The organism is Gottfriedia sp. NPDC056225, assembly GCF_042267765.1.
Lineage (GTDB): Bacteria > Bacillota > Bacilli > Bacillales > Bacillaceae_G > Gottfriedia.
On record NZ_JBHJTJ010000010.1, the window covers coordinates 36,350 to 53,272 of the forward strand.

General features: G+C 36.0%; 13 protein-coding genes, 1 pseudogene and 1 other annotated feature. Of the genes and pseudogenes, 3 read left to right on the forward strand and 11 right to left on the reverse strand.

What is annotated here, in order from left to right; genetic code table 11:
• From ACFCYN_RS09200 to ACFCYN_RS09225, 6 genes and pseudogenes are all read right to left on the reverse strand, one after another.
• Nucleotides 1–434: pseudogene (locus tag ACFCYN_RS09200) on the reverse strand (hypothetical protein); the annotation flags it as partial.
• A gap of 405 nt (nt 435–839) precedes the next feature.
• Nucleotides 840–1,280 carry a GNAT family N-acetyltransferase gene (locus ACFCYN_RS09205; protein WP_375948877.1) on the reverse strand — a complete coding sequence of 147 codons (441 nt, stop codon included), beginning with the start codon at nt 1,278–1,280 and terminating at the stop codon, nt 840–842.
• Nucleotides 1,281–2,229: 949 nt separating this feature from the next.
• Nucleotides 2,230–3,861, reverse strand: a complete 1,632-nt coding sequence (locus tag ACFCYN_RS09210) for an exosporium glycoprotein BclB-related protein (RefSeq protein WP_375948879.1) — start codon at nt 3,859–3,861, stop codon at nt 2,230–2,232.
• Nucleotides 3,862–4,120: 259 nt separating this feature from the next.
• A complete protein-coding gene (gene pheT / locus ACFCYN_RS09215; RefSeq protein WP_375948881.1) occupies nt 4,121–6,535 on the reverse strand; it encodes a phenylalanine--tRNA ligase subunit beta in 2,415 nt (804 codons plus the stop codon).
• Nucleotides 6,536–6,552: 17 nt separating this feature from the next.
• A complete protein-coding gene (gene pheS, locus ACFCYN_RS09220) occupies nt 6,553–7,587 on the reverse strand; it encodes a phenylalanine--tRNA ligase subunit alpha (RefSeq protein ID WP_098119199.1) in 1,035 nt (344 codons plus the stop codon).
• A 63-nt stretch (nt 7,588–7,650) separates the two neighbouring features.
• Nucleotides 7,651–7,897: a binding site (T-box leader), on the reverse strand.
• A gap of 125 nt (nt 7,898–8,022) precedes the next feature.
• The gene (locus ACFCYN_RS09225; RefSeq protein ID WP_375948883.1) at nt 8,023–8,772 is read right to left on the reverse strand and encodes a TrmH family RNA methyltransferase; all 750 of its coding nucleotides are present in this window, start codon (nt 8,770–8,772) and stop codon (nt 8,023–8,025) included.
• Nucleotides 8,773–8,876: 104 nt separating this feature from the next.
• Between ACFCYN_RS09225 and sspI the strand changes: the two genes are divergently transcribed.
• Entirely contained in the window at nt 8,877–9,086 is a 210-nt protein-coding gene (gene sspI / locus ACFCYN_RS09230) for a small acid-soluble spore protein SspI (RefSeq protein ID WP_172447285.1), read from the forward strand.
• A gap of 66 nt (nt 9,087–9,152) precedes the next feature.
• Here sspI and ACFCYN_RS09235 read toward each other — a convergent pair whose 3' ends face one another.
• From ACFCYN_RS09235 to ACFCYN_RS09245, 3 genes are all read right to left on the reverse strand, one after another.
• Nucleotides 9,153–10,892 carry a glycine betaine ABC transporter substrate-binding protein gene (locus ACFCYN_RS09235; protein ID WP_375948885.1) on the reverse strand — a complete coding sequence of 580 codons (1,740 nt, stop codon included), beginning with the start codon at nt 10,890–10,892 and terminating at the stop codon, nt 9,153–9,155.
• Nucleotides 10,893–10,896: 4 nt separating this feature from the next.
• On the reverse strand, nt 10,897–12,099 hold the full coding sequence (proV, locus tag ACFCYN_RS09240) for a glycine betaine/L-proline ABC transporter ATP-binding protein ProV (protein WP_172447283.1): 1,203 nt from the start codon (nt 12,097–12,099) through the stop codon (nt 10,897–10,899).
• 867 nt (nt 12,100–12,966) lie between these two features.
• On the reverse strand, nt 12,967–14,058 hold the full coding sequence (locus ACFCYN_RS09245) for a M42 family metallopeptidase (protein WP_375948888.1): 1,092 nt from the start codon (nt 14,056–14,058) through the stop codon (nt 12,967–12,969).
• Nucleotides 14,059–14,249: 191 nt separating this feature from the next.
• On the opposite strand from ACFCYN_RS09245, the gene ACFCYN_RS09250 reads away from it, so the two are divergent.
• Nucleotides 14,250–15,320 (forward strand): nitric oxide synthase oxygenase, encoded by a 1,071-nt coding sequence (locus tag ACFCYN_RS09250; protein WP_375948890.1) that lies wholly within the window; start codon nt 14,250–14,252, stop codon nt 15,318–15,320.
• Between the two features lie 112 nt (nt 15,321–15,432).
• Nucleotides 15,433–16,254, forward strand: coding sequence for an MBL fold metallo-hydrolase (locus ACFCYN_RS09255; protein ID WP_375948892.1), 822 nt, complete (start codon nt 15,433–15,435; stop codon nt 16,252–16,254).
• 53 nt (nt 16,255–16,307) lie between these two features.
• On the opposite strand, the gene rplT is transcribed toward ACFCYN_RS09255, so the two are convergent.
• Both rplT and rpmI read right to left on the reverse strand, forming a co-directional pair.
• On the reverse strand, nt 16,308–16,664 hold the full coding sequence (gene rplT / locus ACFCYN_RS09260; RefSeq protein WP_025568430.1) for a 50S ribosomal protein L20: 357 nt from the start codon (nt 16,662–16,664) through the stop codon (nt 16,308–16,310).
• Between the two features lie 42 nt (nt 16,665–16,706).
• Complete coding sequence (gene rpmI / locus ACFCYN_RS09265; protein WP_025568429.1) at nt 16,707–16,907, reverse strand: 50S ribosomal protein L35; 201 nt, start codon at nt 16,905–16,907, stop codon at nt 16,707–16,709.
• Nucleotides 16,908–16,923 lie beyond the last annotated feature (16 nt).

Consider the following 16,923-nt stretch of genomic DNA (forward strand, 5'->3'; position numbering starts at 1 on the left):
GGACCTGTTGCTCCGTCTGCTCCTGTTGCTCCCGCTGGACCCGTTGCTCCGTCTGCTCCTGTTGCTCCCGCTGGACCTGTTGCTCCGTCTGCTCCTGTTGCTCCCGCTGGACCCGTTGCTCCGTCTGCTCCTGTTGCTCCCGCTGGACCTGTTGCTCCGTCTGCTCCCGTTGCTCCTGCTGGACCTGTTGCTCCCGCTGGGCCTGTTGCTCCCGCTGGGCCTGTTGGACCTTGTGGACCTTGTGGACCTACTGGGCCTTGTGGACCTGTTGCCCCTGTAGCTCCTGTTGGGCCTGTAATTCCTGATGGGCCTGGAGGAGCTGGTGGTACTCCTGGACCTGGTGGTAATGGTGCTCCTGTTGGACCTGTTGAACTTGGTGGAATTGGGAAGAATGGTGGACTTGGTGGGCCTGGTGGCCCTGGTGGTATTGGCAAATAGATACACCTCCAAAAATATTTTGACGTACACTTTATATTATTTTGAAATAATTAATAGGATTGGATTTTATCATTAATTTGTTAATATATTTACAAAAAAATAATAGAATATAGGTATTCAGGTTAAATCTATGAATCAAATTTACTAGATTTAAGTCCTATCTACTAAATAAAATTTTATCTGTATACTTTCCAAAGCATTTCACAAAATAATTCCAATCATATTTCCGAGGCCTTTTTATTAATCATGAAAGCTATGTATTTTTTATTTATGCTCTGTTAAGTTTAAATGTTGATTTCTGAATAAAAAAAAACCACATTTTAATTGTGGTCAAATCTTTACTTTATGCGACTAACTCCCTACATTAATTGCACAATATCACTTATCAAATGCAGCTTCTGTTATTTTAATATTAAATCTTTCTTAAATACTTTTTGTAATTTAGTGTTTTCGAAACCAATCTTTTTATAAAAAATAAGGGTCTCTAATCTAGTTTCATTTGTCCTTACTCTTATTTCTTTATACCCTAATGATTTTGACCATTCTTCACATCTTTCCACTAGAAACTTACCAATTTTCTGTCCTCTATAATTACTGTCAACAATCAAACCACCAATCTCAATATAAGGTGGAGACTCAATCAAATAACGTCCGTGAGCATGAATCCACCCAATAAGTTTACCTTCAAATTCTGCTACAATTACCACATGATCTTCCTGTTCTAATATTTTATCTAATCTTTCAATGACTTGATTTTTTTGGACATTGTAACCTAATTGACATGATAATCTAGCAATTTCTGCACTATCATTCTTTGATGCAATTCTATAAATAATCTCCATATTACACCTCAATTTTTACGAGTATTTACAAATCTTTTTAATATAATAGCTGTTCTTCTTTAACTAAACCAGCTAATTTGTTGAACAAGCATACTTACTAATTCAAAGTAAAATTTACTTTTCTAAAGAAGACCCAAGTTCAAAAAAATTACATAAACTAATGCAGTAAAAATAAATGCTAACAATGCAGTTTTAAAAGTGCTCTTATTTCTCACACTATCTCCGTAAAATGAATCATCTTGCTCCATAAGTGCTCCTAATATTAGATAGAATACTGATGATACGGGTACGAATACAAATACCAATCTCACAATAATGGACGAAATCAAAAGAGCTTAAGCACCTCCACATACACCTAAAAATATATAATTCGAATATGACCTCATCAGCCTATTCCTTTTCATTATTTTCTCCTCTTTTTTGGGGATGGGATTTAATTGCCATTTAATTTTTTAAGATAAGTTTTCTATTAAAATCAAAGTATCTTTATTTTTAATATAATTTGGATCCGGATTTTTTACAAATGCATTAATTCTTGTCAACACCTTACTCTCCGATCTAGAGATGCTTGTCCGTCCATGATTTTTCAATCCATAATCAATTATAGATCGAAGTGTCTTTGACATAATTTTCGTTACCTTGGAAGTTTTCTCCTAGCTAGAAGCAAATTGTTCCAATTTTATTTGGCTTTTTTATGTCATTAAAACTATTTGTGTCAGCAATAGTAGATTTATAAATAATAGCAAATGACCATGGGTAACAACCCTTTCCAGCTTGAACTTACCAGTCTTTTAACTGAATAAGAATATCCAATCTACTTAAACTGAGTCTTTCTATAATAAAAAAACCCTACTCACATAAATTCATTCATCCATAAAGAGACGATAAATTATCTGTAAAGTAGGGCAAAAGAATCAATCATTGATTCTATTTTTATAAACTATTTCAATTAGTTAATTGATAATCCGCCGCTAGCATAGCCCGCAATTACTGTTGCAAGATCTAAGCCGCTTGAGTCAGCAGTAAATACTAGCAATACTCTAGTTCCTGCTGTTACAGGAATATTTGGTAATGCGACTGTTACAGAGCTAATAGCGCCTAAAGCTAAAACACCTGTTAAGCTAGGAGTCAATGGAGCGCTTGCTACTTGCGTAAATGTGTTATTAGGTGTAGGAGAAGTATAAACTCTCGCAGTAATTGTAACTGATCCTAATAAAGTTAATGCTACTGTAGTACTAAAGTACGCTGACACTGAAGTAAGAATACCAGCACGTGGCATAGAAAATGCTAGGTTTTGTAATAAGCCTGGTCCTCCGGCAATACTGATTGGTGCCCCTAGTACACTAACTACTGTTCCGTTGTCACCAAATCCGATTAAACCTTGTGTTCCTGCTGTATTAAATAAAGCTGATACTAATGCTACTGGAAGTCCAGATGCAAATGGGATAATAGCCGATGCCCCAGGTATACCTGTTGCTCCTACTGAACCTGTTGCTCCTGTTGCTCCTGGTGTTCCTGCTGCCCCTGTTGCTCCTGTTGCTCCTGGTGTTCCTGCTGCTCCTGTTGCTCCTGTTGCTCCTGGTGTTCCTGCTGCTCCTGTTGCTCCTGGTGTTCCCGCTGCTCCTGTTGGGCCTGTTGCTCCAGGTGCTCCCGGTGTTCCTGCTGCTCCTGTTGCTCCTGTTGCTCCTGCAGTACCTGGTGTTCCTGCTGCCCCTGTTGCTCCTGTTGCTCCAGCTGCTCCTGGTGTTCCTGCTGCCCCTGTTGCTCCTGTTGCTCCAGCTGCTCCTGGTGTTCCTGCTGCTCCTGTTGCTCCTGTTGCTCCAGCTGCTCCTGGTGTTCCTGCTGCTCCTGTTGCTCCTGTTGCTCCAGCTGCTCCTGGTGTTCCTGCTGCCCCTGTTGCTCCTGTTGCTCCTGGTGCCCCTGGTGTTCCTGCTGCTCCTGTTGGGCCTGTTGCTCCCGGTGCTCCTGGTGTTCCAGGCGTTCCTGCTGGGCCTGTTGCTCCTTGTGGACCAGGTGAGCCTTGTGGACCTGCTGGACCTGTTGCTCCTGGAATTCCTGCTGGGCCTGCTGGACCTGTTGCTCCTGCTGGACCTGCTGGACCTGCTACTCCTTGTGGACCTGTTGCTCCTGCTGGACCTGTTGCTCCCGCTGGACCTGTTGCTCCTGTTGCTCCTGATTCTCCTGTTGGACCTGCTGGGCCTCCTGAAGGGCCTGTTACTCCCGCTGGACCTGTTGCTCCTGTTGCTCCTACAGTACCTGGTGTTCCTGCTGCTCCTGTTGCTCCTGTTGCTCCTGCAGTACCTGGTGTTCCTGCTGGACCCATTGGACCAATTGGACCTCTTCTTCCTCTTTCTCCTTCTTCACCTTCTTTTCCTCGTTTACCTCTTTCTCCTTGTGGTCCTTGTGGACCATGTGGACCTCTTGGACCCGTTGCTCCTGTTGGACCTGTTGGACCAGTCGGAGGAAACGGTGGAAATGGCGGAATTGGTGGAATTGGTGGAATTTGTTCTGTTTGATTAGGATTGATTTCTGGTTCTTCTGATGGCTGTTGTGGTAGTGGTGGAATTGGTGGTAGTGGCAAAAAAATACACCTCTCATAAAAATTTTAATTGTACAATTTATTGTATAAAAAAAGGACAAATTGGTTCATTCACACCATAAAAATGAGTCAAAAAATAGGTGAATACTCTATTAAAATAATCTAATAGAATATTCACCTATTAAAAAAACCGGAAAGTTGATTTCCGGTTTTTTACTAATATAAATTAATTTAATACATGTTTGTTCCATTAATAAAACTTAATTGCCTACTAACTAGACAATTTGAAGAGTGGTCTAATTTAGCCTCTTAATTGAGCATTATGTGTTTCTTCTACTGCTTTTAATACTTTAGAGTGAGATTTTGTTACTTCTTCATCCGTTAAAGTACGTTCTGGATCGAAATACGTTAATGAGAAGGCAACTGATTTTTTACCAGCTTCCATCTTATCACCTTCGTATAAATCAAAGATTGTAGCATCTTTTAGAAGTCTTCCACCAGTTGAACGAATTGTAGAAAGAATATCACCCGCAAATACTTTCGAATCAACAACTAATGCCATATCTCGGCTCATTGATGGGAATCGAGGAATTGCATTGTATAAAATATCATCAAATTCAGTATTTAATAGCTTTTCAAGAGATAATTGGAAAACATAAGTTTCTTTAATATCCCATTCTTTTTGAGTAATAGGATGAACTTGACCAATAAATCCAATTTCTTCACCGTTTAATATAATACTAGCAGTACGTCCTGGGTGTAATTCTTCTTTTTTAGCAGCAGTATAGGCTATTTTATTTGATAAACCTAGTTCACTAAATAATCCATCTAAAATACCTTTTACAACGTAGAAATCTACTGCTTTTTTCTCACCTTGCCATGCATGTTGTAACCATAAACCAGTTAAAGCACCTGCTAAATATTCTTCTTCATGTGGAAGATCGTTCTTTTCCTTTGTTAAGAATACAGAGCCTGCTTCAAATAGTTGAACATTTTCTTCTTTACGTGCAACATTATATGCTACAGCGTCTAATAAATGAGGTACTAAGCTGAAACGTAGCTCACTACGCTCTTCACTCATAGGTAATGCTAAGCGTACAGGTTCTGCATCTACAGTTTCTAGTGCAAAGCGTTTTACTTTATTATTACTTGTTAAAGAGTAAGTAACTGCTTCGTAAAGACCTGCATGTTGTAAATATTTACGAATTTTTCTACGTTTCGCTTGATATGGTGTTAATTGTCCACGACTAGCAACACCAGTTGGTAATGTAGCAGGAATATGGTCATAGCCATATAATCTACCTACCTCTTCAACTAAATCTTCTTCTATTGAAAGATCACCACGACGGCTAGGAACAGTAACAGTAAATACTTCACCATTTTGAGTAGCTTCTAATCTTAAGCGACGGAAAATATCTTTAACAGTTTCTGCATCAATTGATGTACCAAGTACACCATTAATTTTACTAACAGATACTGATACTGATTTAGCGTCATCAACTAAATTGTCAGCAATGACAGTGCCTTCTTCTAATGTTCCACCAGCAAGTTCAGCCATTAACTGAGCAGCACGTTCCGAAGCAGGGAATGTACGTGAAACATCAATTCCTTTTTCAAAACGAGCACTTGAATCGCTTCGTAAGCCTAGATCTTTTGAAGTTTGACGAACACTTTGGCCTCTGAAAACAGCGGATTCGATTAAAACATCTACAGTATTCTCATCAACTTCTGTACTTTGACCACCCATTACACCTGCAACTGCAACTGCTTCTTTATCTGTTGCAATAACTAAATTATGTGGTTGTAATGTACGTTCTTCACCATCAAGTGTAACGATTTTTTCGTTTTCCTTCGCGTGACGAACAATAATTTGACTACTATTTAATTTATTAAAATCAAATGCGTGTAAAGGTTGACCGTACTCAATTAAAATATAGTTCGTAATATCAACTACATTGTTAATAGGACGAATACCCGCGCTCATTAATCGAGCTTGCATCCATAACGGAGAAGGTCCAATTTTTACACCTTTAACTAATTTAGCACTGTAGTATGAAACATCTTCTTTCGCTTCAATTGTAACGGAAACATAATCAGCATTTGCAGCTGAGTCAGCACAAATTGATGGAAGTTTCACATCACGGTCTAAAATCGCTGCAACTTCGTATGCTACACCAATCATATTTAAGCAATCTGCACGATTTGGTGTTAATCCAAGTTCTAATACTGCATCATCACGGTAAAGTACTTCTAATGCATCAGCACCTACTTCAGCATCGCTTGGTAAAACAAAGATTCCGTTTGAGAATTCTTTTGCAACTACCTTCCCTTCAATTCCTAACTCTTGAAGAGAACAAATCATACCTTCTGAAACTTCACCACGTAATTTTGCTTTTTTAATTTTAAAATTACCAGGTAAAACTGCGCCTACTTTTGCAACGATTACTTTTTGACCTTTTGCAACATTCGGTGCACCACAAATAATTTGGACTGGTTGCTCTTCTCCAACATCAACAGTACATTTTGATAATTTATCAGCCTCTGGATGTTGTTCACGTTCCATTACATAACCTACAACAACATTTTTAATTCCTTCAGAAAGAATATTAACTCCTTCAACTTCAATACCTGCTTTTGTAATTAACTTAGCAAGTTCGTCTGGTGTAACACCACTTAAATCAACGTATTCTTGTAACCATTTAGTCGATACAAACATGTTTTTCCCCTCCTACCTTACATTTGTTGGAATTGCTTTAAGAATCTTATATCGTTCGTATAGAAATGACGAATATCATCAATACCATATTTCAATAATGCAATACGTTCTGGACCCATTCCGAATGCAAATCCTTGAACTTCTTTTGGATTATATCCAGCCATCTCAAGTACGTTTGGATGTACCATACCTGCACCTAAAATTTCAATCCATCCAGTTTGCTTACACATGTTACAACCTTTTCCGCCACATTTCATACAAGAAATATCCATCTCTACTGAAGGCTCAGTGAATGGGAAGAAACTTGGACGTAAGCGAATTTCACGATCTTCACCAAACATTTTTTTCGCAAAAAGTTGTAAAGTACCTTTTAAGTCACTCATTGAAATGTTTTCGCCAATTACAAGACCTTCAATTTGCATAAATTGATGAGAATGTGTAGCATCGTCGTCATCACGGCGATAAACTTTACCTGGACAAATAATTTTGATTGGTCCTTTTTCGGTATTTGCTTCCATTGTTCTTGCTTGAACAGGTGAAGTATGAGTTCTCATTAATGTTTCTTCTGAAATATAGAAAGAATCCTGCATATCACGTGCTGGGTGACCTTTAGGTAAATTTAATGCTTCGAAATTATAATAGTCCTTTTCAACTTCTGGACCCTCTGCAATTTCGTATCCCATTCCAATAAATAAATCTTCAATTTCTTGAATAACCGCTCTAAGTGGATGTGCGCCACCTGCATGAACTGGTCTTCCAGGAAGTGTTACGTCAATTGATTCGCTTTCTAACTTTTCATTGATTGCATTTTGTTCTAAGACAACTTGTTTTGCTTCAAGTTTCTCTTGAATAGCTGCACGTACTTCATTAGCAACAGCTCCCATTTTTGGGCGCTCTTCAGGAGATAAATCCTTCATTGCTTTCATTGCCTCAGTAATCGGACCTTTTTTTCCAAGATAGGCAATTCTCACTTCATTTAATGCTTTTAAATCTTTTGCTTCTTCTATTTGCTTAATCGCATCTGCTTGTAAAGAAACTAAACGCTCTTGCATGAATAATCCTCCTATTCAAATTCAAATTTTATATTTTTAAACATAAAAAAACCTCGCTCCCAAAAAAGGGACGAGGATTGATCGCGGTACCACCCTAATTAACAGTTATTATTCAAACACAAACTAACTGCTCACTTCATTCATTTAACGATCTACTTAGATAGACCGAGTCGCCTTTACATTCAAAATGGTCCCGGCGCTAGCTCAAGAGGTGAATTCAATTTGGTCTACTATAAAAGTGCTCACAGTCTACGACACTTTTTCCCTGAAATAGAGATTCAAATTTACTCTTCTCTGTCAAAGCTTTTATGTATTAAATTTTTCTTAATTAATTATATTGATTTTTTTTCATTTATGCAACTACTCATTTGAGTAAGAACTATGAAAATTCAATAATTAGTGGAATCGCCCTTTTTATCTCGCGTCTTTCCGGCCTCACAAGCTATACATTAGAATTCCTGCTGCAATACCAACATTTAACGATTCAGCTTTACCATAAATAGGTATATATAGATTTTCATCCGTTAATGAAAGTAAGGTTGAATTTACACCTTTCCCTTCATTTCCTACAATAATGGCAAAACGATTTGAAGTTTTTACTTCATTAAATGGTTTTGCATTTTGAAGAGAAGTTCCATAAACAGTTATTCCCTTTTCTTTCAAATTTGAAACTACTTCGGTTAAATCTCCTCGTAAAATCGGTAAATGGAATATTGATCCTTGGGTTGATCGAATCGTTTTAGCATTATATAGATCACTTGTACCTGAACCTAATATAACGCCATCAAATCCAGCAGCATCCGCAGTTCGAATCATCGTTCCAACATTACCTGGATCTTGAACCTCATCAATTAATAATAATTTTGACACTTTCTCAAAATCAATTCTCACAAATGAAAATTCAATAATTGCAAAAATGCCTTGCGTCGTTTCTGTTTCACTTAATTCCTTACAAACCTCTTTAGATATATACGTAATATCCATTGACCCTGTTGAAAAATTAGAAGGCAGATCAATTTCTTCACTGATTAATAAATGAAGAATCGGTGCATCCTGCTTTATTGCTTCCTCCACTAAATGAAAACCTTCAACGATATATTGTTTAGCCTTATCTCTTCCTTTTTTTGTATGTAGTTTTTTCCAAGCCTTTACAGAATTATTTTGAATGGAATCAATTTGTTTCATAAAATTTCCTTTACCTTTCATCGTGTATCATATCGTTTATCATACATAAAATCGTTTCCGTTTACAAATACTACATAAAGCTTAATATGAAAGGAGAATTCAAAATGAATTTTAATATTCGCGGTGCAGTTCTTCACAATATTTCAGGTAATAAAAGTGATCAATTAGAAGCAACAATTGTAGATGCTATTCAAAGTGGTGAGGAAAAAGTATTGCCAGGTTTAGGTGTACTTCTCGAAGTTTTTTGGAGTCACGCTACTGAAGACCAAAAGCATGATCTTCTCTCAGTATTAGAAAATGGAGTAAGTCAATAATTTAATCTGTAAAAACATAGAAAAGGACTAACCAAAGTTAGTCCTCTTCATTTTTTTAGTATGATTTTACTTCGTTTTACCTTTCAAATCATCTATTGAATTAATCTTCATATATTCTGGTACGACTAAGCCTAATTTTGTCCCTTTTAAATTCGGTCCCAAGTCAACCAATTGTTTTTTGTACTCATTCATATAATCTTTATGAGTTGTCGGAAGCCATGCTGCAACCATCGCATCTGCACTTCCATCTGAGACACCAGCAAACATCGGTCCTGCCTCAACTTGTTTTAATGTAACGTCATAGCCTTGGTTTTCAAGTACTTTTCCAATCACATTTGTACTGGCAACTTCAGATTCCCATGAAACATAAACGAGACTAATTTTTTCACCATTTCCTTTTGAAGCATCTTTCGTCCAATCATTTACTTGATCTTGATGTTTTTTGATCCAATGCGCCGCTGCATTTTCAGGTTTTGCACCATCTTGAACATCCTTCATAACTTCTTCCATATCATTCGGCTTCCATGAAAAGTTATCTAGAATCTTGTACGCTCCAGGAGCGTCTTCATTTAATCCTTTTCTGACCACTGTATGAATTTCTTCATCCTTACCAAATGAGCCTTTTGGATCTTCTAAATATTTTAATTTATATTTTGAAAACATCCAGTGAGGTGTCCAACCAGTTACAATAATAGGTTCTTTATTTTCATAAGCTTTTTTTAATTCAGCAGTCATCGCTGCTGAAGATCCTTCATTTAAAGTCCAATCCTTTAAATCGTAATCCTTCATTGCTTTTTGTGTTGCTTTCATTAATCCAGCACCAGGGTCAATTCCCGTAATTTCAAAATTTACTTGTGCCCCTATTTTATTAGAAGATTTTTTATGATCATTACCGCCTGTTAATGCTACTGAAATAGCGGAAATACAAAAGATTATTGCAATTAAACAATAAACATATTTTTTGGCAAACCTTTTTCCATAAGCAGGTTGACGAAGATTTTGAGAAATTCGATCTAGAATAATTGCAACTATAACAATTGAAATACCTGCTTCGAATCCTTCACCTACTTTGATTTGGGTGACAGCACGATAAACCTCTGCACCTAACCCTGGTGCACCTACTAGTGATGAAATAACAACCATTGATAATGCAAGCATTATACTTTGATTAATACCAGCTAAAATTGTAGGTGCTGCTAATGGGAGTTGCACTTTAAAAAGTCTTTGCCATGTAGTAGAACCAAAAGCATTTGATGCTTCTATTAAATCGTTTGGAACCTCTCGAATACCTAAATTCGTTAAACGAATTGTTGGCGGTATTGCGAATATAACAGATGCTAAAATACCAGGTACGACACCAATACCGAAAAAGAGAATTGCAGGAATTAAATAGACGAATGCTGGCATTGTTTGCATAAAGTCTAGTATTGGAGTGATTATTTGTTTCACTCGATTGTTTTGTGACGTCCAGATCCCGAGTGGAATACCGATTACAACTGTAATAACGATAGCTGATAAAATTAACGCTAATGACTGAACTGTAGCATCCCAAAGACCAAGATTATCAATTAATAACAATCCGAGTAATGTAAACAGTCCGACTGTCCACCTACTCGTATAAAAAGCAATTAATGAAATGATTAAAATTAGAATAATTGATGGGCCAAGTTCTAAAACTTTAACAAGGTTATTTAAAAGGGCTTCTGTGATGTGAGTAATTGAATTAAATAGTGGATGGAAAGTTTTTATAATCACGTCTACAATTTTATCAATCCACTCAGCTAATGGAATTTTTGGAATACCCATATATTTAACCTCCTTTTATATTTAAATCGTCTGTTTTACCCGCTAAAGCTCCGATAACTGCCCCGCGAATAATAACACCTTTTAATCGATTATTTTCATCTACAACAGCTAATGGAAGAGTAGATGTTGCAAGCGCACCAATTACATCTGTTAATAAAGTATCTTCTTTAACAGACACAATGTCCTTTTGCATAACTTCCTCTACCGATTTATTTTTAATAAGGGCATTTGAAGCATCATCAGCAGTAATTGCACCAAGTAGCTTTTGTCGACGATCAATAACAAAAATACTAGAATACCCTTGATCTCTCATTATTTGTAGGGCTACTCGTGGTCCACGGTCCGGCGTAATTCTTTCAGCACGCTTCTGAACATGAGCTGCAGTTAGTACTTTTGAAAGATCGACATCTTCTACAAATCGCTCTACATATTCATTGGCTGGATTTACCATAATCTCTTCTGGTGTACCAATTTGCATTATATTACCATCTTTCATTAGAGCAATTCTGTCACCAATTCGTAATGCCTCATCAAGGTCATGTGTTATAAAAATAATCGTTTTTTTCATTGTCTCTTGTAGCTCTAATAATTCATCCTGCATATCTTTACGAATTAATGGATCGAGCGCACTGAAGGCTTCATCCATTAATAAAATGTCTGTATCACTTGTTAGCGCCCTTGCAAGGCCAACACGTTGTTGCATACCACCACTTAACTGTGAAGGGTATTGATGCTCATAACCTTTTAGACCAACGATTTCTAGTGATTTCAGAGCTTTTTCTGTTCTTTCAAGCTGCGAAATATTTTGTATTTCAAGTCCATATTCCGTATTTTCTAGAATCGTCTTGTGTGGAAACAAAGCGAAATTTTGGAAAACCATACTGATTTTTTTACGACGAACATTCCTTAATTGCTGTGGATTCATCTTTACGATATCTTCATCATCAATCAATATTTGTCCGGCCGTAGGCTCAATTAATCGATTGAGCATTCTAATCAACGTTGATTTACCACTTCCCGATAATCCCATCACAACGAAGATTTCACCTGGATAAATTTCAAAGCTCGCGTTATTCACACCAATAGTAGAGTTTGTTTGCTCTAATATTTGCTTTTTTGAATATCCTTTTTCTAGTAACTTTATGGCGTTCTTTGGAGACTTACCGAAAACCTTTGTTACGTTTTTCACTTTAACTTTTGCTTTCATTAACTCACCTCAAAACTAAATTTATTTCGCTTTTCATTGTCTAAATAAAGACTCTCCAATAATAAAATTAGCCAAGTACTTTAAAAGTCTTGGCTCCTTCAGTAACTCAATCTACAAATTGAATTACTTGTATAAATAGCTGAAAAAACAATATTCCAATTCATTTCCGAGTAACCTTATTTGAAAAGCATGCAATAATCATAACAATAGAATATGACAAAATTATTTCAAACTAATTATAGGAACAATACAATTTATTTCAGTTCGATAACATAGGTTGGGCTGTGTGAAGTGTGAGAAAGGCAAGAAAAGTTGGCAGAATGGGAGACGAGAGTATGTGGATTAGGTGTTTGAGAGTGGCGATTAAGAGTAGGTCATATTAGTTAAAAATTGGCTTCTAATTAATTTTGATATCCTCAAATAAAATTGACAGTATTACAAATACAATTCGAAAAATCGTAATTAAGAAGTGTATTGCAAATAAATTTCGGGAGTCGTAAATAAGATGTAGATCACTGCAATTTCCGAAGAATCGCAAATAAACTAAGAAAATACCCCACCAGTATAGGTATTAAACCTTATATAGCGATATAAGTATGAAATTTTCAGGTGGATACTATGCAAAACTGCTTTAAAATTTTCTTATATCGAATAAAAACGAATAGAAATTTGCTAAATTTCTAAAGAATGGATTGTTACAACGCAACGATACCCCCATTTTAGGTTTCCGGCTATTTTAATTAACTGTTAGTGATGCTTTAACTTAGCGTATAGTCGGCATTTTTCACAGTTTAAAAAGTATTTGTAGCAATAAAAAAAGGACGTCCACTTGTCAGTTAATCTGACTTATGGGACGCCCTCTTTTTATTAGTTATATGTTAATCGGTCAACTGTTTGACGGTCTAAGCGTTTAATTACTTCTACGATTAATTTAACTGTGTTTTCATAATCATCGCGATGAAGGATACCAGAATGAGAATGAATATATCTAGTTGGGATTGTGATTGCAATTGCAGGCACACCATTCATTGTAATGTGCATTGAACCTGCATCTGTTCCACCACCAGGCATTGCTTCATATTGATATGGTATTCCTACTTCATCTGCAACACTTACAACGAACTCTCTTAGATCTTTGTGAGATACCATTGAAGCATCGTATAAAACAATTTGTGGTCCTTTTCCTAATTTTCCTTGTGCTTCTCTGTCAGATACACCAGGCATATCACCAGCAACGCCAACATCTAGTGCAAAACCAATGTCAGGTTGGATTTTGTATGTAGATGTTTTTGCACCACGTAGTCCTACTTCTTCTTGTACAGTACCAACACCAAATACGACATTAGGATGTGCTTGACCTTGTAATTGCTCTAATACGTCAATTGCAATAGCACAGCCGATGCGGTTATCCCAAGCTTTTGCTAGTAATAATTTTTCGTTCTTCATCGTTTGGAATTCAAAATATGGCACTACTTGATCGCCAGGACGCACGCCGAACTCTAATGCCTCTTCTTTACTTGAAGCACCGATATCTATGAACATATCTTTAATATCTACAACTTTTCGTCTTGCTTCTGCACTCATAATATGAGGTGGCTTTGAACCGATAATTCCTGTAATATTTCCTTCTTTTGTAGTAATGGTAACACGTTGTGCAAGCATAACTTGAGACCACCAGCCGCCAATTGTTTGGAAACGTAAAAATCCTTTATCATCAATTTGAGTTACCATAAAGCCAACTTCATCAAGATGTCCAGCAACTTCAATTCTTGGTCCGTTTGGGTCACCAGTTTTAACTGCTATTAAACTACCTAAGTTATCAGTTACTACCTCATCAGCCAGTGGGGTAATATATTTTCTCATTACTTCACGTGGTTCATGTTCAAATCCAGCTACACCGTTTGCATCTGTTAGTTCTTTTAACATTTGTAACTTTGCATCTAAAGTAGACAAACTCATCCATCCTTTTTTTAATTAAAATTATGTACCATTACATTATACAGTTTGGCATTCCTTTTGACAAAATCTTTAGACTTTTCTTCAATTTCTACTTAAAACATATATATTTTATATTAATTTTCTCCTAATTATTTGTGGGGTATAATAAATAACTAATAATCAATTTTTAATTTACCCTACTGGAGATTACTATGATAACAACATCAGCTTTATATAAAGAAGCATCACAATTTATTTCACAATGTTATAAGGAGCTTAATCAATCTGGTCAAATAGAAGCTCGATTAAAATGTATTGAAATCGAAATTCAAGAGACTGGGTTTTACACTCATACATATGAAGAATTAGAACACGGTGCAAAAATGGCGTGGCGCAATAGTAACCGTTGCATTGGTAGATTGTTTTGGGATAAACTCCATGTTTTAGATGCTCGCCATATTAATGATGATGATAGTATTGAACAGGAAATCTTACATCATATAAAATATGCTACAAATTCGGGTAAGATTTTGCCTACAATTACAGTATTTAAAGCGAATCTAGGAACAAACAATTCTCTAACGATCCATAATCACCAATTAATACGATATGCTGGCTATGAAACTGAAAATGGAATAATTGGTGACCCAAAATCAATCAATTTTACAAAGGAATGTGAAAGACTAGGTTGGAGGGGGAATCATACTAACTTCGATGTTTTGCCCATTGTTTATTCTTTAGACAATAACGAACCAAAGTATTTCAAGATTCCTAATGAAATCATTCTTGAAGTACCGATTGAACATCCCGAATACGACTTTTCTTCCTTAAATGCTAAATGGTATGCAGTTCCGATGATTTCGGAGATGAATTTAGAAATAGGGGGAATATCATATAGTGCTGCTCCGTTTAATGGATGGTATATGGGAACAGAAATAGGCGCGAGAAATTTTGCTGATGAGTTTCGTTATAACATGTTACCGAAAGTAGCTACTCTTATCGGTTTAGATACAAAAAGAAATAGCACACTTTGGAAAGATCGAGCACTTGTTGAATTAAATATTGCCGTTTTACATTCCTATAAAAAAAATGGGGTAAGTATTGTTGATCATCATTCTGCAGCACAACAATTTCTTCAGTTCGAAAAACAAGAAGAAGCATGTGGCCGAGAACTAACCGGGAATTGGAAGTGGTTAATCCCACCAATGTCACCTGCTACAACTCATGTATTTCATAAACGATATGATGATACTATAATTAAGCCAAATTTCTTTCCAAAATAGATAAATAAAACCTTATGAATTAACTTAGCTAATTCATTAAGGTTTTTTCTTTTATTTGTTACAATATTATGTATCAGTTTAATTTTCTAATAATTTATAAAGGAGTATTTCAATGATCTTATTTCAAAATGACAATGTCACAGTATTTCAAAGTGTATTATTTCAAACAAACTCAACTGTCGTAGCAACTGACGACTGTATAATTATAGTTGATCCGACTTGGTTACCTCATGAAATAAATGAGATAAAAGAGTATGTTGAATCAATTAAGAATAATCGCCCAATTTATTTATATTTTACTCATGGAGATTTTGATCATATCATTGGCTATAATGCATTTCCAAATGCTCAAACAATTGGAAGTGAAAACTTACATAACCATCCCGAAAAAGAAATTAAAGTATCAAAAATTCGTCAATTCTATAATGATAATTATATTAATCATGTGGAACCAATTGAATTTCCAAGAGTTGATTTGATTATTAGTGAAGAAGGTCAGGAAATCAAAATCGGGCAGACTACGTTAAGATTTTATAATGCTCCGGGGCACACTCAAGATGGTTTATTTCTCTATATTGAAAATTTAGGTATATGGATTACAGGAGATTATTTATCTGACTTTGAGTTACCGATCGTATTTGATAGCGTGAAGAGTTACTACAGTACATTAGATAAGGCAGAGGAACTAATTAGTACTTTTGAACTTACATTATTAATTCCAGGTCATGGTCAAGTTTCATCAAATAAAAAAGAAATAAACAGAAGGATTGAACTAGGTAGAAATTACTTAAAAAGACTTCAAAATGCTGTACAGGAAATGAATGAAGCAGAAATAGATTCATTAGAAAAAGAATTTTTATTTCCTTCTGGCTTCACAAAATATTGTCATGAATCAAATGTTAATAACATGAAAAAAGAATTCGGCTTAGTTTAAAAATAAATCAAATAAAAAAAATCCTTAACAATTGTTAAGGATTTTTTAAATAATTATTTTAAGTTAGCTTTAGCAGCGTTTGCTAATTCAGCAAATGCTTTTTCGTCAGCTACAGCTAGATCTGCTAACATTTTACGGTTAACTTCGATACCAGCTAATTTTAAACCGTGCATTAAACGGCTGTAAGAAAGTCCGTTCATACGAGCAGCCGCGTTGATACGAGTAATCCATAATTTACGGAAATCACGTTTCTTTTGACGACGGTCACGGTAAGCATACATTAATGATTTCATAACTTGTTGGTTTGCAACTTTGAATAATGTATGTTTAGAACCGTAATAACCTTTTGCTAATTTAATAACCTTTTTACGACGAGCGCGTGTAACTGTACCGCCTTTAACTCTTGGCATATTGTTTCCCTCCTAGATATCTATCTAATACGTTTATCGTTCTTATTTCATGTTTGTAAGCATAAAGCGGATACGTTTGAAATCGCCTTTACTTACTAATGAAGCTTTACGTAATTTACGTTTTGCTTTTGTAGATTTGTTAGCGAATAAGTGGCTTGTGTAAGCACGACCACGTTTTAATTTACCAGATCCAGTCTTTTTAAAACGTTTTGCTGAACCACGGTGAGTTTTCATTTTAGGCATATCGTGTTTCCTCCTC

Coding starts and splice junctions, on each gene's coding strand:
- ACFCYN_RS09205 (WP_375948877.1), bottom strand. CDS start 1,280: ATGGAGATTATTTATAGAATTGCATCAAAGAATGATAGTGCAGAAATT.
- pheT (WP_375948881.1), bottom strand. CDS start 6,535: ATGTTTGTATCGACTAAATGGTTACAAGAATACGTTGATTTAAGTGGT.
- pheS (WP_098119199.1), bottom strand. CDS start 7,587: ATGCAAGAGCGTTTAGTTTCTTTACAAGCAGATGCGATTAAGCAAATA.
- ACFCYN_RS09225 (WP_375948883.1), bottom strand. CDS start 8,772: ATGAAACAAATTGATTCCATTCAAAATAATTCTGTAAAGGCTTGGAAA.
- sspI (WP_172447285.1), top strand. CDS start 8,877: ATGAATTTTAATATTCGCGGTGCAGTTCTTCACAATATTTCAGGTAAT.
- ACFCYN_RS09235 (WP_375948885.1), bottom strand. CDS start 10,892: ATGGGTATTCCAAAAATTCCATTAGCTGAGTGGATTGATAAAATTGTA.
- proV (WP_172447283.1), bottom strand. CDS start 12,099: ATGAAAGCAAAAGTTAAAGTGAAAAACGTAACAAAGGTTTTCGGTAAG.
- ACFCYN_RS09245 (WP_375948888.1), bottom strand. CDS start 14,058: ATGAGTTTGTCTACTTTAGATGCAAAGTTACAAATGTTAAAAGAACTA.
- ACFCYN_RS09250 (WP_375948890.1), top strand. CDS start 14,250: ATGATAACAACATCAGCTTTATATAAAGAAGCATCACAATTTATTTCA.
- ACFCYN_RS09255 (WP_375948892.1), top strand. CDS start 15,433: ATGATCTTATTTCAAAATGACAATGTCACAGTATTTCAAAGTGTATTA.
- rplT (WP_025568430.1), bottom strand. CDS start 16,664: ATGCCAAGAGTTAAAGGCGGTACAGTTACACGCGCTCGTCGTAAAAAG.
- rpmI (WP_025568429.1), bottom strand. CDS start 16,907: ATGCCTAAAATGAAAACTCACCGTGGTTCAGCAAAACGTTTTAAAAAG.